Origin of the sequence: Tepidimicrobium xylanilyticum (assembly GCF_900106765.1) — a bacterium.
Lineage (GTDB): Bacteria > Bacillota > Clostridia > Tissierellales > Tepidimicrobiaceae > Tepidimicrobium > Tepidimicrobium xylanilyticum.
The window spans coordinates 223,711-248,705 of sequence record NZ_FNNG01000001.1; the positions used below are offsets into that span (position 1 = coordinate 223,711).

Sequence of the window (24,995 nt, forward strand, 5' to 3'; positions counted from 1 at the left end):
TTAAAAATTTAGATTATATAAATATTGCTATGGATAGTGTAAATCAATACCACACAATTTACTATGTATAACATATATATACCTTTTTTTTTGAATTTTATAGTCTTAATATGTCGTTTTATGAAAAATTTTGCATTATTTATATCTTATATAAAAAATTTTTTGGAATCAGTATACTATTTATATGTTTTAAGCTATATTCATAACCTAGGTGTTTGTAAAAGCAAAAGTGCATAGGAATTACTTTTGAAGTAAAGTAAAACCCTATGCACTTACTTATATAGTCAAAAACTCATAATTTTAATAACTGGCTATTTATTAATGTTATATTCTTATCTATTATATATATATCCCCTACTTTCTAAAATAGCTGCATGTGTATGCACGTACGCGTTTGTCTCAAGTCTTTCAAGCATCTCATTAGCTGAAAATAAATTATCTGATGCTACTATTACTCCATGCCTACAAAGCAGGGCTGCATAGGCATAAATATCTTCCATTATTAATTCTTTTTCTGTAAATTCTTTGCTGAAACTAGATGTCCAACTACCCACTAGTTCTGCTAATTCCTTAGTTGTAGCTGGTCTATATGGTAAACAAGGAATCCTTTCTCCTAAAAATTCTAAGGCTTCTGATACAATAGGCATATCTATACCCATACAAGCATAGATCATCAATTCTTTAGGGTGTGCATGAATTACAGCTTTTACCTTATCATCATTTTTGTATATTTCCATATGCATATTGATTTCTCTTGTTACCTTACCCTTGCCCTCAATTATATTCAAGTTGTCGTCTACAACTAGAATATTTTCAGGGTCAATATCCCATAGATATTTGGAAGACAAGCCTGAAGCAGTCATAATATAATGATTATCACTAACTTTCCATGAAAGGTTCCCTCCAGCTGCATTAGTTAACCATCTATCATACATGGACTTAACTATTTTACACATTTCTCTTCGCTCTGATTGGTATAACATTTTTTCACTCCTTGCTTAATACATTTAAAACTGCTATTCATTTAGATTTATCAATGACCATAGATTTTTATTATCCTATTATGGAATGAATCAAACTGATTATAACGTTTGCCAAATTGAAACCAAAGAATCCATCTGTAACAGTACCTTCAACGGCAACTCCTGTAGCATGCATCATAGCAGTAGCTTCTGGAGCAAATACATTTGCACATACTTCTACTACTAGCAAGAATAATGCACTACCTATCAAGGTTCTCAATAGGTTTCCATTACTTGCCATAGCAATTAATGGAATCATATAAACGATAACAGTTAATATGCCAACTGGGAAATATGACATATTAGGTATGATAAAGGCAAATAGTATTGCTAAAGGTATCAAAATAACTGTGGTAGTTATAGCTGTTGGGTCACCTAAACCTAAGGCAATATCCATTCCAATATAAAGTTCTGAATCTTCACCTATCTTATCCTTCATAAATTCTTGGGCTCCTGCTCCAACTGCAGATAAACCTTCCATCATTACTGATACCATTTTAGGCAATAGCACCAAAACTGATCCTATACCTATTCCCATAATCAGCACAGTTTGCCAAGATTGTTTCGTAAGAATCCCTAATATAAACCCAACTATCACACCAATTATAGCTGTATCTCCAAAGAATCTAAATTTTTCTCCAACACTCTCTAAGGATATATCCACATCCTTTAATCCAGGAATCTTGTCAATAATCTTGTTAACCAGTACCCCAAAAGGATACGCAAAGGTAATAAATGAAAATGTTGAACAAGTCGTTCCTTCTAATCCATAGTACTCAGTCCATTTGGGCGCAATTTTCTCTGCTACAAATAGGGTTATTATCGATAAACCAACTGTCACAATTAAACCAATAATAGCACTACCACTTAAAGCATATGCCAAAGTTCCTGGTATTAGGAAATGAATATAATTCCATATATCTACGTTTAATACCCTGGTTCTTTTAGTTAACACCAATAAAATATTCATAATAACTATCAACAATATTGCAGGAGCTGCAAAAGGAACTGACCAAGAAGCTGCACCCATTGCTGCCCATCCTACGTCCACGGTGGTAAAACCAGAAGTATCTAATCCTTGATAATATGCAATTGCAGGATCTACTGTTGTCATTAGCAACCCGATTACCAGTTGTAAACCCTTAAAACCAAAACCAACCATCAAGCCAGCTTTTAATGCTCTACCCAATTTCATACGGAATATTAAACCCAATATAGTCATTACTATTGGTAGCATAACTTCGGCTCCAAGGCCCATTATACCTTGAATAATTTCTAGCATTTAATTCCCCTCCCTATTTTTGTTTATTTCTCCTCAGCAATTTTTTTACATGTTTCAATAACTTGTTTTTTAATTTGGTCTTCATTAATACCAGATATTAAGCCAAATACTGATAGCACAGGTTTTGATAATGGTTTATTATACCTTGTTGTTAACATAATCACATCAACATCATCTTGTAAATCTGGTACCTGTCCTACTGTTCCCTTAATAATTTTTGCAGGAATTTTTGCTTCACTTAAAATTTCCTTAATCCTTTCTTGAACTACAGTAGAAGTTGCAATTCCACTTCCACATGCAATTAAAATTTTGACCTCTTTCATGCATTCGCCTCCCTCTATAATAGTTTAAATTTAATATTTTTTAATGCTGTTAAAAGGAAAACGTTGTTTATTTGATTAAAAAATAAAAGCTTATATGATAATTAAAATATTCCAATGATTAGATGAAACGGAGAATATATTTTTATAAAGATGGTTGAACCTCCAGCTTCACCTAATCATTATTTGTCAAGTATTCTAAAAAGTTTAACTAATCCTCATTAGGAAGTAGGACTACTTTTAACGCTTCACCAGTCTTTGTTAATTCAAGTCCTTTGTTAATTTCTTTTAAAGGCAGTACATGTGTTATTATTTTTCTTGCTGGGAAATCTTTAGAAATGGCTAATTCAAAAGCTGTTTGTACCTGCATACTATTAGCACCATAGTGTCCATATATCCATAGCCCATTATAATGAATGATATTTGTATCTAACTCAGTTAATTCTCCTTTTGGTACTCCTCCGAAAAAAACCACTATTCCTGCTTTTTTAGCCATTAAGATTGCTTGTTGTTGTGCTTTCGTTGATGGATTAGCAGAGATCACCTTATCTGCACCGACATTATTTGTTAATCTTAATACTTCCTCTACAGGATCTACCTGGCTAGAATTAATCAAATAATCTATGTCAAATTCTGAAGCCTTGTCCAACCTTGATTGGTTTATATCAATTAAAATAATCTTTCTAGCACCACGCATTCTACTCAATATGGATAGAAATATTCCAATAGGGCCAGCACCAATTATTACAACCGTATCTCCCAATGTGACATTTATGTTTTCAACACAAGCATAAGTAGAAGACATAGGCTCTGCTAATGTTGCAGCAATAGGATCTAGTCCATCTGGTATTTCAAAAGTAGCTCCTCTATCAACTCGTTTTTTAGTATAAGCAATATACTGAGCAAAACCACCAGGTCTATCCGTGTAATGTTCTATATTAGTGCACTGCTCATGATGACCACTTCTACAATTTTCACATTTTAAACAATGAGCTTCTGGATATACATATATCATTTGACCAACTCTATAATTTTCTACTCCAGGAGCAACTTCGTAAACTTCGCCGACTACCTCGTGCCCATATATATGAGGATAATTCCCTTTTCTTGAATCAGTTGTTAAATTTCTAATATCTGACCCGCATAGTCCTACTGCCTTTATCTTTACGATAAATCCTCCTTCAGGGCATTCCGGCATATCTACATCTTCATATCTTATATCGTTGGGCCCATACATTACTGCAGCCTTCATTTTATTAGCCATATTTTATTCACTCCTTAATTTATTTATTATAGTCGCAGTTTTAAAATGTTATATACTACTATTAAAAAAATCATCTAAAATTTCACTTACTTTATCCTTATCCTTTTCTTTAAACATCTTGCGAAGGACTTCTTGATTCTGCACAAATTTAACTATTTTTCTTAATATCTCGAGATGACCATCTGGACTATCTATTGCTAATAGAATAATAATAGAAACTTCTACTTCCTCATCAGGCATGTCCATCCTTCTAAAGGGAATAGGATTTTCCAAAGTACATAATAAAATTTCAGATTCCTTTACATATTTATGGTCTACATGAGGAATAGCTACATTTATATCGCCAACTAATAGTCCTGTTGGATAGTTTTCTTCTCTTTCTAATAAGGCTTCCTTAAATCCATCCAATACTTTTCCTTTACGCCTTAATTGTTCTGATAAAAAGATTAGCGCACTTTCATGTTCTTTGAATGATTCTTGGATGAATATATTATCCTTCTTAAAAAGCTTTTGATCCATTTTGTCACCATACTTTCTAAATTATTTATTGCTTCTTAAAAATTTATATATTAAATTAATGTTTTTTCATATCTTTCAATTATATCTGCCATTTCTTTTGGATTACTTGCTCCATCTATTTCATTGCGAAAATCATCTATCTTTAAAAGATTTATCAAATTGAAGACCGCTTTTAAATGTTTCTTATTGTCAACTGCACTAATAACACATATGAATTTAATCGGGTCTAAACCATCAACATAAAACTTAACAGGATTACTTAGTCTTATAAGGCTCATGCCAAGATTTTTACTTCCAGCGTCTATAGGAGCATGGGGTAAAGCAAAGTTAGGTGCTATCACAAAATAAGGGCCATTTTTGTTATAATTTTCAATCATAGCATGAATATAATCTTCTGTAATAAAGGATTTTTCTAGCAAAATCTTGGATGCTTTCTCTATTGAATCCTTCCAGTCATACGCATCCACATCTACTTGGATAAATTCTTCAGTCAATAATGAATGTAAGTAGATTGAATCGGTCAGGTTACTAAAATAGTCATCTATAATAGGCTTAATCCTTTCATACAAATCATCATAAGGTTGACAAATGGCTTTAATCTTATTCAATAATATCCTTTGATTCTGCCTATCCCTGCCATTAGCCCCTAAGCTTAAGGACTCTAGCTTTAATACCATAGAATTTATATTGATAATATCCCTTTCAGTTAATAAAGGATTAATTTTCACATAGGGGAAATCTATATCTAAATCTACGGTTGAAATTATAAAATCTACATCCTTCAATAGGCCTTCGTTTTTTATCAATTTATGTGCTGGAACGATTTCCTTAATATTAAAGAGAAAATGTTCTTCCAATTTATATTTAAGTAATTGACTAGTACCATAGCCACTATTACAAACTATAATTATATTGGCATCAAAAGACTGTTGTTTTAATCTTTCTATACTTGCACATATATAGATTACAATATAAGCTATTTCTGCCTCTGTCATAGTAATGTTAAAATGGTTTTCTAAAATTGAAATATTATTGCTTATCACTTCTTTAATATGCAAATTCTCATTTACTACCTTTTCTACCTCCGGATAGAGTATAATTTTCTCCCTTTTCCTCCCAAATATTCTATCTAGATGAGATGATAACTTTTCAAATAATTCATAATCCTTATAAATGGGTAAATTCAAGTCTATAGAAACGCTTTCTATGAATTTCCTGACTATGGTCTGGGTCTCCAAAATATTTTCAATGGAAACCTCCAAGCTATCGTGGCTATATCTAAAGTATTGAGCCAGATATTTTAATAAGCATTTTTCTGAAAAGCTTTCTTCAAGTTCAAAATAATCCACTACCATTGGATATAAATTGTCAATTAAAGTAGAGTTATAGGAATTGAAGCTATTAAAAAATGAGGTGTTATCTACATAGAAGCCCTTTTTCATGCGATAGATTGAAAACTTTAGATATTCCTTCAAAATCCAATTACTATATCCTGTTAAAGTCAAGTTGGAGATGGATTCCGCCTCATTTATTATTGTTTGTAAGGTTTTATCATATTTACTTAATAGCTTAAATTGCTCTCCCATAATGCTTGTTGGCAATTCTTGATTTAAAAATATCTGTACCAACATTCTTTCTTGGATAAGTAGCTTAATATATAACTTCCTAATATTAGATTCTAATCCCTTGATTTTAATTCCATAATTAGACTTACTATACAGTGATAATCCACTTTCAAGTAATCTCTTTTCCAAAACTTTTTGATCTCCAATGACAGAAGAACGGGATACATGCATTATGTCTGCCATATCAGACAATATTATCTTCTCTTGAACGAATAGCAATAATAATACTTCAACGATAATCCTCTCTTCTTTGGTTAGAGTATACTCATAAAAATCTAAGGCTTCCAAATATGCCTTTATATCTACACTATTTCCAGAATAGTTTATATATCCGTTTTTAGCTTCAATTACTCCCAACTTATTCTCGAATAAAATTTTATTTAAAATATCTATATCACTATTTAAAGTCCTCTCAGAAATACCTAATTTTTCTGCTAAAAACTCTATTGAGAGATTCTGGGGATTTTCATAAATATAAAATAAAATATTATACAACCTTCTATTCATATATATCCCTCTATTAAAATTGTATTTTAAAGTCGATTATGTTAACTCAATGTCTGTAATTTAAATTATATTTGAAACGCATTCTTTTGAACAGCACAAGATTCTGAATTTTTCGTCAGATATTTGTACTAATTGTCATATAATTTGAAAATTCCAAATTACTTTTTGATTTCTCACTCATTGTTTTATTCATAAAACTCAAAATAGCAGAATTACCCCTACTAAGCAATTCTTCCCATTCCCACCTCATGTCCAAATACTTTTCATGTATATTTTCATTTTCAGCGCTTCTAAAGTACTTCATATCCATATAAAAATACATGGTTTTGGATTCGTGCTTTTGATAAGAAAAAAGAAACTAGAGTTTGTCTAGTTTCTTATGTAATATAGCTCCTCCATCATCTCAAAGTATCTTTGTAATTATATAATAACATACCTGATTAAGCTTATACTATCTATAATTTAATATCTATATTCCTTCCAATATGAGGATTTACTGACTGCTCCATCATTTTAGTATTTGCTTCTAACATTTGTAGCAGATCAATAGATTGCTCACTAGCAGCAGTCATTGCCATTTTCATTACAGAGGTACTAGCCTGAAGTTGTACCTTCATCTGATTAAGACTTATTGATAATGCTGGTATATCCACTGGACCAGCTCCTTTCTATATTTCATTTTTCTTTTTTGTAGGTATTTATATACCTTGAATCTCTAGTCTAGGTACTACATTGATATAATCAATGCGATATCTATTTTTGTTTGTATTATATTCAACAGTATCCAACTCTATATTTTTTGCATTGTGGAAATTAAATTTACCATTTTCCATAGTATAATCAAATAATTTCAGATGGTCTGAACCTAAGCCATGGTTAGTATTTTTGAAAATTTCTCCATCTACTTTCTCTAAAGATATTTCCTCATAAACAAAATTATTTATATTTAAGCCAAATTTTTTTTTATCCACATTTGAAATTAAATTATCATCCGTACCGTGGTAACAAATTATATTACACTTATTATCAAAATTCTTATATAAGAATTGTAAATTTAATATTTCCTCATCATAATCAATATTCTTAGCTAAATAACTAAACTTTGTGGTTATTAGAACATTATTATAATATGTATTCACATACCTATCACTTTTTAAATATGCTGGAAAAAGCCAAGCAGAGTTGTCTATGATAAGTGTAAATAAATCCTTAGTAAATGCATTGCACAAATAGGCCAAATATGCTCCATGAGAATGGCCATATGCTATTATTTTACCTTCGTCAAACTTGTAATTATTATCTTTTATAATTTCTATAACTGTAATTACAGCAGTGATGTTATCGATCGCTTGCATAAGTCCCATATCATTAAAATTTGATAAATCTTCATTTAACTTTTCATCACAAGTAATCGAAAAACCATACTTCCCGCATATCTCAATTAATCTTTCAAAATAATTATTGTCCTTGAAGATATAATTTACTTCTTTAGCTGTGAAAATTTGTAATAAACTATCTTTTGAGACATTTAGTGTAATATTATTAGGCTTTTGCATAAACTCCCATCCAAAATAATCACATTGCACAACAACTAGATTATGCTTGTCTGCAAAAACGTTTCTCATCTTTTTGTATACGTTTGATTGAGAATTACCACCAAATCCAGGTATTAATAAAAGGATTCCAGTATTTTCATTGATTCCTGGCTCTGGTTCAGTAAAATAAACATGTAATTTTCTTTCCACATCTTTATATATGCTTGGATGCCCATACATAGAAAAATCATATTCTTTTGCCATAATACTATCCTCCGATAAACTTTCTAGGTCTATAATTAAAGATTAGATAAATGACTTTATTAATTATGGTCCACCAATGGTATAATACTACATTTTTATAAGGCATTATTCATCTCTAAACGAGTTAATTACGAATCAAATTGCAGTATCAAATTTAGCACCTCTTAATCTTATTTTGATATTATATTCTCTAAAAAAGATATAAATTCATCCTTTAAATCCTCTCTTTTCAATGCAAATTCCACTGTTGCTTGTAAAAAGCCTAATTTGTTACCTATATCATGCCTCCTACCTTCAAAAATATAAGCATAAACATCTTGTTTTGTAGACAATTCTTTTAATGCATCGGTTAATTGAATTTCACCACCTGCACCGGCCTTAGTATGTTCAAGAATTTCAAAAATCTCTGGTTCAATAATGTACCTTCCTAATATGGCAATATTTGAAGGTGCATCTTCTATGCTTGGTTTTTCAACAAGATTGTTTACTTTATATAATCTTTCATCTACCATTTTTCCCGACACAATCCCATATTTAGATACATCGGCTTTAGGTACTTCTTGGACTCCAATTATGCTGGTGCCGTATTCATTATATATATCAATCAATTGCTGTAAGCATGGTTTAGTTTTGGAATCTACAATATCATCGCCTAATAATACTGCAAAAGGTTCATTATTAATGAAAGTCTTTGCACAGTATATAGCATGTCCTAAACCTTTCGGTTCTTTTTGTCTTATATAGTGAATGTTAGCTAAACTAGAAATATTTCGTACTAAATCCAATAGTTCTCTGTCTTCCTTTTCTTCGAGCGTTAGTTCTAACTCCACAGACTTGTCAAAATGGTCTTCTATGGCTCTTTTGTTTCTTCCTGTAATAATTAATATATCTTCAATACCTGATTGAACAGCCTCTTCTACAATATATTGGATTGCTGGCTTATCCACGATGGGCAGCATCTCTTTAGGCTGAGCCTTTGTAGCAGGCAAAAATCTAGTCCCTAATCCTGCTGCTGGAATTACAGCTTTTTTTATTCTTTTTTTCATAATAACACCTCTGTTTGTATTTTATCCTGTATACTTGGTTAAAACTTCTCTTAGTTCTCTCCAAGTAAATTTTAAATCCTCTAAAGATAAACTTGTTCTGTTCAATAACCCCAAATTATGACTTGCATCCATATAGGCTGGAAAATATTCTATGGCTAGTTTCAAATATTTCTCTGCTAACTGATTCTTCCCATAATACAAATATATAGCTCCTATATTATTTAAAGCTGCTCCGTGATTTTCTTTTATATTTATGGTCTTTATAAAATAGTCTAATGCTTTAGCAATATTTTTATGTTTTAAATAATATAATCCTATGTAGAAATATAAATTATAAAAATCATAACCTTCGCTAAGCAAGCTCTTTAGTTCAGTAAAACCTTCTTCCCAGTAATCAAGTCTAAATAATACAGAAACAAAGTCTACAACATTTTTTTGAAAGCTTAACTTACGTTTAAATATGGCATTTTTTATAAAATCTATGCTATACTGCTTTAATACAGCCCTTTCTGCTCCCAACATTTTGCCAATTTTAGAAGATAGATTACTCCCATGTCTCCTGATTTTTACCAAAGGTTCATCCACATAGGCAAATCCTCCATACTGAGCCAACCTAAGCCACAAATCCCAGTCCTCGGAATATCTAATTTCCTCATTAAAGCCACCAGTCTTTAAAAAATAATCTTTTTTTATTAGCACTCCAGATGTTGAGATGTAGTTTCTTGTAAGCTGATAACCTAAAATCTCTTCTGGTTCAACTTGTATTCCTCTTACAACATCGCTTATTTCCTCGTCCTTTTCATTTACCTGAATATATCCACTAAAACATAGTATGTAATCATCTTCCTTCTTATTTAATTCGTTTAACTTAAATAAATACTTCTCTATAAGAAATGGTTCTGCAATATCATCTGAGTCTAAAAAAAGTATATATTCTCCTTTTGAATTTTCTACTCCAAAGTTTCTAGCATAAGAAGGGCCCTTGTTTGTTTCTAGGTCAATAACTTTAATAACATTAGGATGTTTAACCTCCATTTGTTTTAATACATCTAAAGTATTATCAGTACTAGCATCATTTACTAATATAATTTCTAGTGGTTTTATAGTTTGGTTTATTAGACTGTCTACTGTTTTATAGATATAGTCTTGGCAATTATGGCAGGGTATAATACAGGATATAGATTTTTTATTCATGAAATCAATCCTTTCAGCTATTTTCCATTAATTCATCAATCAACTTCCATACCCTCTCGCTAGAATTTGCATCTTTATAATGATGGACTATATTACAAATCGTTTGTCTTTCCTTTTGATAATAACCATTATCATTTAAGCATTTTAGAATCTCTTCAGTTAATTGCTCAAAAGTATAACATTTTGGTCCCGGAGCCCAGAAATCATAAGGTTCTAATAAAAAACCTCTATTTTTTTCATACTCTTCTAAATCTAACGGCGTAAATATTATAGGCCTTTCTAAGAGCAAATAGTCAAAATAAATAGATGAATAGTCAGTAATTAATAGATCTGCAGCATTTAAAACTTCGTATAAATCTATTTCTTCATCCCTCAAATGATTATCTTCAAGTATATATAAATTGTTAACCTTCTTATTTGCAAGAAAGCCTTTAGCTTGTTCAACATGGAATGGATGATATTTCAATATTAAAAGTATGTTATTTTTTCTCAGAAAATTGTCAAAATCCTTATAATCAAAATCATCTACGTCTAAAATATTAAACTTATCTGCAACACCATTTTCCTGTCCATAAATAGTTTTTCTGAAAGTAGGCATATAAAACACAATTTTTTTCCCAATTAAATCTACATCTAGCACTTCTGACAACAACTTTTTACCATTTGAATTTAATAACAAATCATTCCTTGGCATCCCTGTAATAACATATTTATCTCCATTAACCCCATAGCAAGCATTCATTAATGTAGTATAGGTCTGGGAATAAGATACAATTAAGTTTAGTTTTTCCCACTCTTTTTGATTTGTTTTTTTCTTTTTATCTTCTAAGTAATTACTCATATAAGATAATCCTTTTAAAGGAAAACCATGCCATAGCTGCACATTTATTCTATTCCCGTCATATGATGAGTCGTGGGTATAAATAAACATTTTGCTAGTTAATATATTATAATAATAATCCTCATTTTTAACATTTTTATCTAAAGCAATAATTTCATACTTTCTTAATATATTTTCACTTGCTTTTTTCAATAATGCAAATGTATTAGAGCCAGAATGATTCTCAATTACTAAAGTAATGCGCTTTGGATTAATGGAAAAATCGTCTATATTAGAGTAATTAAATTTTTTTACTTCAAAATTGTCATTAACTATTTCAAATATAGAAAATTTCTTTACACCATACTCAATTAATTGCTTTACAATCTCTATATCATACATACTACTAATAATTACATTATAATCGTTATCTTTTAATATTTCCGGGTTATATACTTTTAACCCACAAAAATTTGTTCCTTGCTTATTTTTATCATTATCAACAAAAGCCACTATATTAATATCGTCTTTTAATTTATCATACGCAACTTGTCCTCTTTTAGAAGCTCCAAATAAAACTGTTCTTTTCATAAATAACATTCCTTTCATATCGTACTAAACATATATTTATTTGGTTATAACAGCACTTCCAAAATAATCGCTTAAGGGAACATAATTTATTCCCATTTCATCGCAAAACTTTCTAACTGCCTCTTTTACCCCGCTATATGTAGGAAAATTATAATCATGAACTAGGATATAACCTCCTTTAGAAAGTCTTTCGTAGAAAAATTTCAACCCTGCATAAGTTGGTTTATATAAATCGACATCAATACTTACAAAAGCAAAATTTATATTTTTTAATCTAACAGTACTTTCTGGAAAATATCCTTTTATAATGTAATAGTTATCTATATGCGACAATTTACTAATAACTAAGTCAATATTCGTATCTTCAAGGTGTCTAGGTTTAGACTTAGAAAAACCTCGTCTATGTTCAAACTCAACATCATCTTTATGAAAACCTTCAAATGTATCAAATAAAAATAAATCTCGGTCAGTAAATAACTTGCTGATAAAAGCTGAAAAATCACCCTTATAAACTCCTAATTCTGCAACAGCACCACTTATATTCCTTTCTCTTATTTCTCTAGAAATTAATTCTACTGTAGATAATCGAACATAATCAATTCCTTGGAGAATATAATCTGGATAGTTATAAAAATCATAATTTCTTTCATTATAAAATCTGTTCATATCACAAATAAAATAATTCTCTATAACATTATGTAACTCTTCATCTATAATTATATTTTTATATTCTTGTCTTTTTAAACAATGTCTATTATACATATTCTTTATTTTGCTCTTAGAAGCACTCGTATTTAATCCATAAATTTTGATAATTTTACTTTCATGAATTCCCATATTTATCAATTGATAAAATATTTCATTAAAATACATACTTGCAAGCAAAATATAATCAAAATTAAACTCATTAATTCTTTCAGGAGGGATTACTTCCTTGCCTTCTATCTTTTGTCCAACTTTTTTTCTATCATTGTCAACGTATGCTAGTATTTCAACATTATCTTTTCTTAACATTTTTGTGACTTTTCTGCCACCCTCACTAGCTCCAAATATTAGTATTTTTTTCATCTCTATCCCCCATTGTCTTAAGCATTTTTTAAATCTTCTTTTATCTTAGTAGTAGAAATCCCTTCAGTTCTTGGAAGATATATCACTTCACATAAATCTGTCAAGTCATCAAATTTCCCTTCCCAATCAGAACCCATTACGAGAATATCAACATTATATTCTTTTATATGTTTCCTTTTATCTTCCCAACTTCTTTCTTCTATAATCAAATCTACATATTTTATAGCTTCTAGAAGTATTTTTCTTTCTTCAAAACTATGATAGGCTTTTTTCCCTTTTACTGCATTAAACTCATCTGTAGATAACCCTACTATTAAATAGTCGCCTAGTGCTTTAGCTCTTCTTAACAAGTTTATATGTCCTATATGTAATAAATCATAAGTGCCATACGTGAGAACCACCTTCATTTATAATCCTCCCCTCACTCCACCAAATCCCAACTCATAGGAGTGCCTTTTTTTATATCACATCTAGCTCTTTTCCCCAATATATCATCTATATACTTAGTTGCCAATCCAAATCCCGGTCTAATACTTTTTACATTTTCATGGGTGAAAACTTCTCCCTTTTTAATATCCTTTACCACAAATAAGGATCTGGAATGTTCTCTGCTATTTCTTTGTTTTTCTGTTAATTCATAAGTAACTTGTCCTAAAGCTTTTTCTAAATCTCGTATTCTTTCTACCATCTCCTTAAATTCATCTGGTTCCATGGAAAATTTGGCATCAGGTCCTCCATCTGCTCTATCTAGGGTAAAATGTTTTTCTACGATTTTTGCTCCCAACGCTACTGCTCCTAAAGCTACTGTATGGCCTAAGGTGTGGTCTGATAGGCCAACTATTGTGTTAAAGGTATCCTTCATATTTGGTATAACTTTCAGGTTTATGTCTTCCATTGGCGACGGATAGGCCGATGTACACTTCAAAAGAGCTATTTGACTATTGCCCATCCTTTTACAGGCTGCTAAAGTTTCTTCTATATCTGACAAGGTAGCTATTCCTGTAGATATTATAATTGGCTTACCCTTTGATGCTATATACTCAATAAAGGGAATATCCGTTATTTCAAAAGATGCTATTTTATACGCTGGTACATTCATTTCTTCTAAAAAATCTACAGCAGTATTATCAAAAGGCGATGAGAAAAATATTAACCCTTCTTCTTCCGCTACCTTTTTTAATTTTGGCTGCCATTCCCAAGGGGTATATGCCTCTTCATATAGCTTGTACAAGGTAGTGCCATCCCAAATAGTTCCTTGCTTTATTTGAAAATATTCATTATCACAGTTTATGGTTATAGTATCTGGTGTATAGGTTTGAAGTTTTATAGCATCTGCTCCAGCCCATTTAGCTTTTCTTATAGTTTCCACTGCTCTATCGTAACTTTGAAGATGATTCGCTGACATTTCTGCTATTATAAATACTGGATAGCTATCTCCTATTTTTCTTCCAGCTATTTCTATATACTTGTCCATATTCTCCCTCCAATCTTTATAGGAAAACGAGACTTCTAACTTAGCTTAGAATAACTGTCCATCAACTAAAATAATTTCATAATCTCATCTACTATTCTCTTGCTTCCTTGTCCATCTACCAAACTTAACATCTGTTTTGAAGTTTTAATTCTATGGCTATAATTCTCAATATTTTTTTCAACTATATTTATAAAATTATATTTTTCAATTAGTAGATCTTTATCAATTAAATCCAAATAATCTATTTCCGTTTCTCTAGATACTCCTTGAACAAATTTTATTTGATTATCTGCTATGATTGCTGCTATGGTTGGCGTCCCACAAGCACATAGTTCGTATAATGTATTGCCTCCTGCAGAAATGGCTAAATCACAATTTAACATTATTCCCGCCATATTATTCGTGTTTATGTAAAAATTAATATTTTCGTGCCTATAATTCTTAATCATAAAATCTTTATATTTATAGGAGTTACCTAGCACAACATCATATTCTATATCTACATAATTATCCAAAAGCATATCTAAAATATATTTTGTAAAATTGTTCTCATCTCCACCACCTAATGTAATCATTATTCTTTCCACATTAGGTTTTGGTAGTTTATATTTTATTTGTTTAAATTCATCTCTTAATAAAGCATATTTAGGACCTAACAATTTTTTTGTTTTCCCTTTATATTCAATATTTAAAGCCTCTATACTTGTATTAATTAACAAATCCATATTATATTCTTTGAACTTGACTAAATCATCTATGTATACGATTTTTCCTGCTATATTATAGAATTTGTTTATATCATGTTCTTCAATATTATAATCATCTATTATTGCTAAATCATATATTAGGCTTTTAAAACTCAGCAAGTAGTCCAAGATATTTGCTACATGAATTATATTAAATCCACCATCTTTTACTAACTTTACAGCATTTTTGTCGCTTCTATCAGTAATATACTCAACTAATATCCCTTTCTTCTTTAATTCCTTAGCTATAGTCAATGTTCTCATTATATGTCCGAGACCAATGGTAGAAGAACCATTGGCATAGATTACCGCTTTCATATTACTCTCCTACACTTCTTTCTGCTTAACATCTTTGTTTATATCTGCTATGTTTGAATTCTCATCTAAAAACTTCACTATTTCTTTAGCTTCCACATATTCATCTTGAAAGTGATTCAATATGGCTTCCACTACTTTAAAGTCTTCTATAGTATCCACTGACAGCCTATAGCTTTTACTATAAAATTCACTTCCCTTTACACTGCCTACTTTGAATACATTTGGATTTTCATATATATACAAGGTTACATGTTCTTTGTATCTATTGGATTCTTCTAAGGAAGAAACTTTTTCCCAAACTTTTAATAAGGTTTCAGAAGTAAATACTTCCACATCAAAACCTCTAATAAAGCTATCTGGAACGTCTAATCTAACATAATCATAGTCATTGGACAAAAAATAGGTAATAACATTATCTACAATAATAGGATCTATCAAGGGACAATCTCCCGTTATTCTGACAATAATATCCCCACCATATTTTTCATATGTATCTACAAAACGTTTTAAAACGTTTTTTTCATCCCCTCTAAATATTTTATATCCTTGACTTTTCACTACATTAACCAATGGATCATCCGCTTTTTCTACACTTGTGGCTAATACCAGTTCATCAATATATTTAGATTTTTTAAGCCTATTTAGAGTATAAATTATCATTGGTTGACCTAATATGGGCTTAATAACCTTTTTGGGTAACCTTTCAGAGCCCATTCTTGCTTGGACTATACATAATATCTTCATTGTATTTCCTCCAGTATTTTTTCTAACTCTAACAAAGATTTTATACGATAATCTGCCTCATATTTTTCATCTACCACGATACCCATATAATCTCCTATAGAACGAATTATTCTAACAGAATTAATTCCTGATTTTTTACAAGGAATAAAATCTTTATTTGGATTATCACCTATGTAAACAGTTTCTTTTGCTTTCACATCAAAATAATCTAGCATAATTTGAAATGGTTTTACACTGGGTTTCCAATAGTCTTTCCCATAGTCATCTGTGACGATAATCTTATCCATATATTTTTCAATATTTAAAGCTCTAATCTTATTCCATTGCGCTCCCTTGTATCCATCAGTTATAAGTCCTAATTTATATTTGGTTTTAAATATTTCTAATACTTTATAAGCATCCTCATAAAGGGATATATTTGGATTATTATATCTATATAATTCAACCAAATATTCAATTTTCTCCTTTAAATGATATTTTTCGCATATTTGGTCAAAAATTTTTCCCCTTCCTCGAGAATTCAGAATATTTACCATATCATCAAACAATATATTTTTACTTATTCCATATTTATTAGATAAGTATGTGGCCACTTCCATAAATCCACTATAAACAAAGTCCCTTTCATTATATAAAGTATCATCTAGATCGAATATTACTAACCTTATCATATTTCCCCCTATATATATACTGCTTCATCATATCTTAACATGGTTAACTCTTTGAATTCACCTATAATAGGTAGAATCTCCTCGCCTTTAACCATTTTCCTCAATAATTCGGCATAGGCTACTCCTGCTTCAAAAGATAATGGCACGCCGCCGCCAAACCTTGGGTTTACTTCTATAAACTTTATATTCCCCTTTAAATCTACAATACATTGAATGGTTAGTGGTCCTATTGGTTTTATATTTTCATCAATCTTTAGCTTATTACATAATTCTAGAGTTCTTTCTATTATAGCCATGTCTTTTACGGTTCTACCCTTTGACACTTCTCCTGCTCTAACTTCTATTCTTTGTCTTGGCACTATTGAAATTACATTTCCATCTAAATCACACAGTACATCTATTGTGTATTCAGTACCTTCAACAAACTCTTGTATAATTGGATTTTCTATGTAATCAATAAAGAAGTTTAGTTCCTTTTCATCCTTTATTTTAAAGACATTTTTACTACCTGCTCCATCTGTTGGCTTAATAATTAACGGGAAATTACAATCCTTCAACTCCTGTTTGCTATAAGTCATAGGAGTATCTATGTTATTGCTCATAAAGAACTTATAACTTTTCCATTTATCATTAAATGTTTCAATTATTTTTTTATCGCTCAATATAAGTGCTGTACCTATTTCATTAAACTTTTTTCTATTTTCACATAATGATATGAATTCCTTTTCAAATAAAGGAATAATCATGTCAACTCTCTCTTTCTCGCAAATACTTAAAAGAACATCTAAATAATCCTCCTCATTCCATTTAGGAACTTTATAAAAGGCATCTACAAAGTATTTTGCTGGTACTAACTCTTCTATATCTACTCCTATAATCCTGTGGTATTCCTTAAAGTGTTTTATCAGTTGGACTCTTCTACCTATAGCTGTAAATAATACTTTCATAAACTTCAACTACCTTCTGTAATATTTTAAAACCTTATCCATAACATTTACTACATCCTCTATGTCCTTATCTTTCATCTTAGGATATAAAGGCAGAGTTATAATTCTTTCATACAATTTTTCTGCATTAGGACATAATCCTTTTTCATATCCTAATCTTTTATAATAGGGATGGTAGTAGACTGGTATATAATGAACGTTAACACCTATATTTTCAGCTTGTAAAGCTTCAAATATTTCCTTTCTACCTACCTTAAACTTTTCCAATTCCAGCTGAATTACATATAAATGCCAAGCTGATTTAGAAAAGCTTTCCTGATATGGTAGTATAATTCCATCTATATTTTTTAAATACTCATCATACTTTTTTGCAATTTCCCTTCTTCTTTTCAGAAACCCATTTATTTTATTTAACTGACTAATGCCAAGTGCTGCTTGAATATCTGTCATTCTATAGTTATAACCTAATTCTAATTGCTCATAAAACCATGGACCTTCATCTTTATTTTGCAGCATCTCTTTATCCCTTGTTATCCCATGAGTCCTGAACAACTTCAGTTTATTATAAAGTTTTTCATCATTAGTAGTAATCATGCCGCCTTCTCCAGTAGTAATGTGCTTAACTGGATGAAAGCTAAAAGTGGTTATATCTACTAATGAACCAATTTTCTTGCTCTTGTATTCCGCCCCCAAAGAATGGGCTGCATCTTCTATTACCACTAAACCGTATTTCTTTGCAATTTCATTTATTCCATCTATATCAACAGGTTGTCCAGTAAAATCTACTGGAATAATCGCTTTTGTTTTCTTAGTGATCTTTCTTTCAACATCTTCTATATCTATATTGTAGGTTTTAGGATCTATATCTGCAAATATGGGTTTCCCACCTTGATATAGTACACAATTAGCAGAGGCAGCAAAAGTTATAGGACTAGTTATTACTTCATCGCCTTCTTTTATACCTGCTGCAAAACAAGCTGCATGTAATGCAGCTGTACCATTGGATATAGAAACTGCATATTTGGCTCCTACATAATCTGCAAAACGCTTTTCAAATTCTTCTATTTTCGGACCTGTAGTGAGAAAATCAGATTTTAGTACCTTTACTACTTCCCCAACATCTTCCTCATCTACCCATTGTTGAGCGTAGGGTAAGTAGGTATCCCTTACAGGTTTTCCACCGTTTATTGCTAATGTATTCATTTTGATCACCTTGTTATATATTTAAAATGCTCTCACCAGTTTAGGTTCATCATATCCTAATTCACCATCTAAAAATCTATCAACAATATCATTATTAAAGGTATTATAAATCAATCTTAAATGTTGAGGTTTCCAATCAGAACTGATGAATAGTTTCCCTAAAGTACCCTGTGGTACCCCTTTTAATTTCTTTCCTTCCTCAATCAACTTTAATATGGCTATCAAATCTTCTGCAACTTGTATAACAGCTCTACAAGCTACATCGTGTACACCGTCACCTTTAAAAAGTTTAGGTACTGAATGATGGATAATGTCTCCACCGTCAATTCTTTCAGTTAAGTAATGAACAGTCATTCCTGCCCAGTTTGGTTTTAGAAAATAGAAAGGCCAAAATAGGGTGATATTCCCACGAAACCAAGGAGATAAGCCCCCGTGAATATTAAAAGAATATGCAGGAAGAATAGAAAGAAATTCGTTACTTAACTTGTGAATTCCATAACTTAATACTACGTCCGGATTAAAATCACATATCCACTTTTTAACTTTATCGCTATTTAACTGCTCTTTATTCACTTTTATTTTTCGTACAGAATCATTGAAAATTACATCTGTAATTTTACCAAAAAACTTTGCCTCGGATTCTTCTCGATCCTTAAAATGTCTTATAAAGTTGTTTTTGTCTAAATCACATAATCCCTCTGGTGGCTGCGGCACAAAGTTTTCCCTTTTTTCTATTAACAAACCATCTAAATATTGATTGTCATATAGTTTTTTTGCTATATACATATGCCTTGGATGAGAACCAGTCAAAAATAATACTTTCATATATTCAAACTCCTTTTTGAATAATATGGACCCAATAACACTTTTTTATCTTTTAGCTTTTCGACAATAGGTATAAGGTCTAATATGCTACAATTACATTTGTCCGCAATATCTATTAATGTATGTTGACCATCAGAATAATTTAAAATCATCAATATACAATTTAACTCAAATCTACCATCTCTTTTTCTACGATTGGAATACATACTAGTTGTCGGTCCATTCATATCTGGATATAAATCATACTTATCCAACTTAATTTCCCCATAAGGAAACCTATTTATATAGTATCCGTTATACTCATTAGCTTTTAATATCAATTCAATTTCATTTAGGCTTTTATAAATATTTTCAATCCCCATTAACTCTTTGTTATCTAAAGAGGTGTGATATTCTTTATATGTTCCATACACAAGTCTTGCCATTTGTCCTACTGGCAAGTTAAAACCTGGTGAGCAATATTGCCTTTCATCAGAGCCATTACAGGGAGTAAACTCTCGAATATGACCCTCAATCTCTCCTTTACTAAATAAATGGTCTGCTAGTTCATCTATAGGTGCATCTCCCCTTCTAGATTTTTTATAGCTAAGATTAGTAGCTCCTCCTAGGCATGTTAATACCAGTCCAAAATATAAATTGTCCATTAAATGCTTTCCATACTTTGATAGGTAAGCAATACTACCAATGGTTTCTGGGTTAAGCACGAATCTATATGTAAAGTTTCTCTTCTCCCAATTTTTTATCCTGTTGTATAAAAACGCTAAAACAATTGGTCCACTCAATTCATTATTTGCAAGAGATGGATGACATAAATATGATGATATCAATATTTCCTTTTTACTTTCACCTTCTAACAATGTATGCCCAATACTTAATTTACCATCAATAAATTCACTGTCTATGAATACATGGTATTCTCCTGGTTCTAATCCCTCATATTGGGAATGTGTCATGCAAAACCCCCATCTTCTGTTATAATATGACGTAACATATGGGATTGCATTTGGCAAACTTGGTTTTGTATAGATATGTGGTAAAAGTTCTTCCAAACTCATTTCTTTATTTATCGAAGCACTATAATTAATAATATGCAAATTACATTCATTAAAATCTAATATTTTATTTCCCTTTTCATCTTTAATCCAAGCATCTCTTATTACCCATTCTTGTGGAATTTCCCAATTAAGGACTTTTTCTCCAGTATTGAATTCCAATATGTTCAAGGGCACATACTCGCTAATAATCTGTAAACTCTTCCTTAATCCCTCTCCTGTTATACTTCTGCAAATTGGATATAATTCATCAAACAATTTATCCATTAGCATTATCTCTTCATTATATGTCATTTTACTCACCATTTCAAAATCAAATTCCAATATGATTGTTATTCCTTGGATACAGCTATCTGTTCAGAATAAGCATCTATTTGAGGCATCATACCTAACTCTATCAACAATTTCCTTAAATCTTCAACATTTAACCACTCGGTATTAGTTCCTGAATTATATTCAAAGCCTTCTTCAATTGATTTTCCACCATTGGTAAAATGTCTTTCTGAACTCCACCAGTCAAAATGTGGGTATATTATATAATGTTTCTCATACTCATAGGTCATTCTAGAGTCATCTTTTGCAATCATTACTTCATGAAGCTTTTCTCCTTCTCTAATGCCTACTTCTTCTAAAATTGCATTAGGGTTCATGGCTTTGGCTAAATCGGTAATTTTAAATGAAGGTATTTTTGAAATATAGGTTTCTCCACCTTTTGCTTCATCTAATGCCTTAAATACTAATCCTACACCTTCCTCTAATGTGATCCAAAACCTTGTCATGCGAAAATCTGTTATAGGTAGCTTTTTCTCCCCAGATTCTATGAGCTGTTTAAAAAAAGGTATTACTGAACCACGGCTTCCTGCTACATTACCATATCTTACTACTGCAAATCTTGTACCCTTTCCACCAGAATATGCATTGGCTGATATAAACAGCTTGTCCGATACCAACTTGGTCCCACCATATAAATTTATAGGATTTACAGCTTTATCGGTTGATAAGGCAATAACCTTCTTAACTCCTCTATCTAACGCTGCATCTATAACATTTTGAGCACCATGTATATTGGTCTTTATAGCCTCAAATGGGTTATACTCACAAGCGGGAACTTGTTTCATCGCAGCTGCATGTATTACATAGTCCACCCCATCAAAAGCTCTATATAATCTTTCTTTATCCCTTACATCTCCTATAAAAAACCTTAGATCTTTACTATGTTCCTTAAATTTCTTTCTCATCATATCCTGTTTAAATTCATCTCTTGAATATATTATTATCTTCTTAGGTTTATATTTTTTAAAAACCATTTCTACAAACTTATGTCCAAAAGAACCTGTACCGCCTGTTACAAGTATTGTTTTATCATTTAGCATTATAATCCCTCGCTATCTGTGCTTCTATATAAAAATTCTTCTATATCAGTTTTGATTTCACTATAAACATCATCTATTTTATCTATACCTTCTTTACATAAATCCATAAATCTTTTAAAACTTTCTACTATTCTCCTACCCTTTTCTATTGGATTTCTTTCTTCATTTAAACTGTCTATACTATTAGCTAACAACTCATATTGAACTCTATTCATTGGTAAAACAAAAGTTGCAAAATAATCATTTCTCTCTATCTTTCTCAGTGCTTTATCAAGTTTTACATAGGTCTTTTCTGCTTGATTAAAGTTTTGATTCTTAATCAATCTTTCAATAGTATTTAATATATCATAATATTCATCCATAAGCTTAAAAGCTCTTTTATAAGCTCTGTCCATCTTTTTCGATTGAAGCCTTAAATATTCTTTATCATATTGTGTTCTATTGCCTTCTAGCCAATCGTCCTCCACAACCTTTTCTTTTAAATATTCTTCCATTACTAATGATAACTCTTTAAAATCTGCTCCTTCTATGTGGGCACCACCCTTTGTAGTATTTATTACTTTTATATTTGGTAGGGTTTTTATGTAATGTTCCATCTGCAATCTCATGTTATTATAACCTTCATTGGTCAATACTTCGTTACCATACACATCCTTAACCCATATGCCCTCTTCAACTTCCTTGTCTGTAACATCCTTACTATAATACACTCCTTCTGAGTGTCGCTTTTTGCCTTTATAGGCTAAATTCTGTCCTACTAATATTATAGGATTAAAACCTAGTTCATACAATAGCTGCACCGTTACCACCGCAATAGATGGAGCATCATGAACTATGTTTATTGTATTTCCATCTTTGCTTTTTAAATAATAATTGGAAACCGGGTCCTGGCTTGTTATCATGTGATATTTTTCCCCAGGATAATCTATTAAAGTTTCATATCCAACACTTGAACCAAATATCATTGGAATGTCCTTTATTCCTTTTTCCTTAATTTTTTTAAATACATTATGGTTAAATTTACCAGGGTCATATGTAGTAGCTGCATCTGGATATATATTGTGGTATATTAATGTATTTATAGCTGAACCAACGCTAAATATATAAGCTAGTCCCTTTTCCTTTATATATCTTATATTCTCAATCTCTTCATTTAAAGAAGGTCCTGCTGCTACAATTATAGCAGGTTTCCCTTTAAAAGCTCCCTTCTTTTCCAGTAAAATATTTGGGGTACTTAGTACTACCTTGAAATTTTTCATGCTATTTAATATCCATCTTTTTTGAAAAGCTAAATTAATACCAATGCTAGATTTTTTATCTTTTAAAGTTTTCTTGAATAATTCAAGAAACTTTTCATATTCCTCTGTAAAAATGTTTTTATGGCTACTTAAAACTACGTGTATATATCTACCACTTGCTTTATCTATCAATTGATTAAAAAAATTTCTAGCCTCAACCTCGTTATCTGCCAATATCAAATCCTTCATTTTTAATGAAGGTAATTTTTTCAATGATTTATGGCTTAAATAGGTGTAAAGTAACTCTGGTATGGGTTCATATATATAATAGTTTACATCCGGATGTCTTTGCAAAAATAAATCTATGTGATAGCCCATACCAGTTCCATAGAAAATGACTGTAGTATCTGATTCTACTTCCTCGTATTCTTCTATAATAGCTTCTGCTTCCTTGATAGGATTATATTTGCTGTGGAGATAAAGTTTCTTATCATCTTTTTCTATCCATATGGTTTTATCCCCTTTTCTAGCTTCTTCTACATGAATAGGGGAAGTTGTTATGGTGTCCTCTAAAGATTTTAGCCTATTCCATAAATTGGGATAGGCAAGTTTAAGAATATTTACGTTATCAATTAAAATCATCTATTTCCACCTCTTCTGCAATCAATTTCTCCAATTTTTTCTTCATGTTTTCAAATAAAGGTATTATTTCATAAGATAGTATATCTGCTGTGGAAACAAAATCGCTATTTTCTAGAATTTCTTCAAGTTCCTTTAATAGTTCATTCAATCCATATATATCCTTGGCGTACATATTCCAATCTTCATAGCTATTGACGACATCTTTTAACACAGAATTAGAATCTATTACTATAAAGGTATCCATTATCCACTTTATCCCTTCTAATAAATCCCCTAACTTCTCCCAGGACTCCCTAGATGGAGTTTTATAAAATTCATTAGATAGTATCCCTATTTCTGGAATAGCCCTTTCTAGATAATCTATAGTAGATAATAGTATTTCTTCATAGGTTTCCTTAACAGTTTTGGTTACCACCTTTACCACTTCAATATTTTTAATATTATCTAGGAAATAATCATAAAAATCGTCATATACTTCCAGCCCATCTATAATTAAATGGCTAAACACAAGATCTGTACTGTTTACTATCTTGCTTATTTCTTTAAACATAGCATCAAGAACATCTTGCCTATTTTCATATTCTAAAGTTTTGTCTAATATATGTATTATCATTTAAATTCCCTCCAAAAAATCGTCTATATATATTATCGACAGGGTTTGATGAATATTTATTGTTTTTTGCGAAAAACTCCTTATTTACATAA

The 24,995-nt window shown here is 30.8% G+C and carries 24 protein-coding genes; all 24 read right to left on the bottom strand.

The window, feature by feature from the left end; genetic code table 11:
* Positions 1–332: 332 nt before the first annotated feature.
* The gene (locus tag BLV68_RS00930; protein WP_093749939.1) at positions 333–983 is read right to left on the bottom strand and encodes a class II aldolase/adducin family protein; all 651 of its coding nucleotides are present in this window, start codon (positions 981–983) and stop codon (positions 333–335) included.
* A 70-nt stretch (positions 984–1,053) separates the two neighbouring features.
* Complete coding sequence (locus BLV68_RS00935) at positions 1,054–2,304, bottom strand: PTS transporter subunit IIC (RefSeq protein ID WP_093749941.1); 1,251 nt, start codon at positions 2,302–2,304, stop codon at positions 1,054–1,056.
* Between the two features lie 23 nt (positions 2,305–2,327).
* On the bottom strand, positions 2,328–2,627 hold the full coding sequence (locus BLV68_RS00940; protein ID WP_093749943.1) for a PTS sugar transporter subunit IIB: 300 nt from the start codon (positions 2,625–2,627) through the stop codon (positions 2,328–2,330).
* Between the two features lie 208 nt (positions 2,628–2,835).
* Positions 2,836–3,888: an alcohol dehydrogenase catalytic domain-containing protein gene (locus BLV68_RS00945; RefSeq protein ID WP_200773586.1), complete on the bottom strand. Its 1,053-nt coding sequence runs from the start codon at positions 3,886–3,888 to the stop codon at positions 2,836–2,838.
* A 48-nt stretch (positions 3,889–3,936) separates the two neighbouring features.
* Positions 3,937–4,407 carry a PTS sugar transporter subunit IIA gene (locus tag BLV68_RS00950; protein ID WP_093749945.1) on the bottom strand — a complete coding sequence of 157 codons (471 nt, stop codon included), beginning with the start codon at positions 4,405–4,407 and terminating at the stop codon, positions 3,937–3,939.
* A gap of 50 nt (positions 4,408–4,457) precedes the next feature.
* A complete protein-coding gene (locus tag BLV68_RS00955; RefSeq protein WP_093749947.1) occupies positions 4,458–6,539 on the bottom strand; it encodes a BglG family transcription antiterminator in 2,082 nt (693 codons plus the stop codon).
* Between the two features lie 455 nt (positions 6,540–6,994).
* Entirely contained in the window at positions 6,995–7,192 is a 198-nt protein-coding gene (locus BLV68_RS00960; RefSeq protein ID WP_093749949.1) for a YjfB family protein, read from the bottom strand.
* 45 nt (positions 7,193–7,237) lie between these two features.
* Positions 7,238–8,338, bottom strand: a complete 1,101-nt coding sequence (locus BLV68_RS00965; protein WP_093749951.1) for a DUF2920 family protein — start codon at positions 8,336–8,338, stop codon at positions 7,238–7,240.
* 170 nt (positions 8,339–8,508) lie between these two features.
* The gene (gene galU / locus BLV68_RS00970; RefSeq protein ID WP_093749953.1) at positions 8,509–9,384 is read right to left on the bottom strand and encodes a UTP--glucose-1-phosphate uridylyltransferase GalU; all 876 of its coding nucleotides are present in this window, start codon (positions 9,382–9,384) and stop codon (positions 8,509–8,511) included.
* 21 nt (positions 9,385–9,405) lie between these two features.
* On the bottom strand, positions 9,406–10,578 hold the full coding sequence (locus BLV68_RS00975; RefSeq protein WP_093749955.1) for a glycosyltransferase: 1,173 nt from the start codon (positions 10,576–10,578) through the stop codon (positions 9,406–9,408).
* A 13-nt stretch (positions 10,579–10,591) separates the two neighbouring features.
* Positions 10,592–11,989: a CDP-glycerol glycerophosphotransferase family protein gene (locus BLV68_RS00980; protein WP_159428571.1), complete on the bottom strand. Its 1,398-nt coding sequence runs from the start codon at positions 11,987–11,989 to the stop codon at positions 10,592–10,594.
* A 36-nt stretch (positions 11,990–12,025) separates the two neighbouring features.
* Positions 12,026–13,057, bottom strand: coding sequence for a TylF/MycF/NovP-related O-methyltransferase (locus tag BLV68_RS00985; RefSeq protein WP_093749959.1), 1,032 nt, complete (start codon positions 13,055–13,057; stop codon positions 12,026–12,028).
* A gap of 17 nt (positions 13,058–13,074) precedes the next feature.
* Positions 13,075–13,464, bottom strand: coding sequence for a glycerol-3-phosphate cytidylyltransferase (gene tagD, locus BLV68_RS00990; RefSeq protein WP_093749961.1), 390 nt, complete (start codon positions 13,462–13,464; stop codon positions 13,075–13,077).
* Between the two features lie 14 nt (positions 13,465–13,478).
* Entirely contained in the window at positions 13,479–14,531 is a 1,053-nt protein-coding gene (gene pseI / locus BLV68_RS00995) for a pseudaminic acid synthase (RefSeq protein WP_093749963.1), read from the bottom strand.
* A 65-nt stretch (positions 14,532–14,596) separates the two neighbouring features.
* Positions 14,597–15,595: a UDP-2,4-diacetamido-2,4,6-trideoxy-beta-L-altropyranose hydrolase gene (gene pseG, locus BLV68_RS01000; protein ID WP_093749965.1), complete on the bottom strand. Its 999-nt coding sequence runs from the start codon at positions 15,593–15,595 to the stop codon at positions 14,597–14,599.
* 9 nt (positions 15,596–15,604) lie between these two features.
* On the bottom strand, positions 15,605–16,339 hold the full coding sequence (locus BLV68_RS01005; protein ID WP_093749967.1) for a cytidylyltransferase domain-containing protein: 735 nt from the start codon (positions 16,337–16,339) through the stop codon (positions 15,605–15,607).
* Positions 16,336–17,010 carry an HAD family hydrolase gene (locus BLV68_RS01010; protein WP_093749969.1) on the bottom strand — a complete coding sequence of 225 codons (675 nt, stop codon included), beginning with the start codon at positions 17,008–17,010 and terminating at the stop codon, positions 16,336–16,338. Before BLV68_RS01010 ends, BLV68_RS01005 begins: the two co-directional genes overlap by 4 nt.
* A gap of 8 nt (positions 17,011–17,018) precedes the next feature.
* A complete protein-coding gene (locus BLV68_RS01015) occupies positions 17,019–17,957 on the bottom strand; it encodes an ATP-grasp domain-containing protein (RefSeq protein WP_093749971.1) in 939 nt (312 codons plus the stop codon).
* A gap of 9 nt (positions 17,958–17,966) precedes the next feature.
* Positions 17,967–19,160 carry a UDP-4-amino-4,6-dideoxy-N-acetyl-beta-L-altrosamine transaminase gene (gene pseC / locus BLV68_RS01020; RefSeq protein WP_093749973.1) on the bottom strand — a complete coding sequence of 398 codons (1,194 nt, stop codon included), beginning with the start codon at positions 19,158–19,160 and terminating at the stop codon, positions 17,967–17,969.
* Positions 19,161–19,181: 21 nt separating this feature from the next.
* Positions 19,182–19,985, bottom strand: coding sequence for a formyltransferase family protein (locus BLV68_RS01025; protein ID WP_093749975.1), 804 nt, complete (start codon positions 19,983–19,985; stop codon positions 19,182–19,184).
* Complete coding sequence (locus BLV68_RS01030) at positions 19,982–21,331, bottom strand: DUF4910 domain-containing protein (RefSeq protein ID WP_200773587.1); 1,350 nt, start codon at positions 21,329–21,331, stop codon at positions 19,982–19,984. Before BLV68_RS01030 ends, BLV68_RS01025 begins: the two co-directional genes overlap by 4 nt.
* Positions 21,332–21,369: 38 nt before the next feature.
* Positions 21,370–22,410, bottom strand: coding sequence for a UDP-N-acetylglucosamine 4,6-dehydratase (inverting) (gene pseB, locus BLV68_RS01035; RefSeq protein ID WP_093749977.1), 1,041 nt, complete (start codon positions 22,408–22,410; stop codon positions 21,370–21,372).
* Positions 22,410–24,290, bottom strand: coding sequence for a motility associated factor glycosyltransferase family protein (locus tag BLV68_RS01040; protein ID WP_093749979.1), 1,881 nt, complete (start codon positions 24,288–24,290; stop codon positions 22,410–22,412). Before BLV68_RS01040 ends, pseB begins: the two co-directional genes overlap by 1 nt.
* Positions 24,277–24,903: a hypothetical protein gene (locus tag BLV68_RS01045; protein WP_093749981.1), complete on the bottom strand. Its 627-nt coding sequence runs from the start codon at positions 24,901–24,903 to the stop codon at positions 24,277–24,279. Before BLV68_RS01045 ends, BLV68_RS01040 begins: the two co-directional genes overlap by 14 nt.
* Positions 24,904–24,995: the final 92 nt, after the last annotated feature.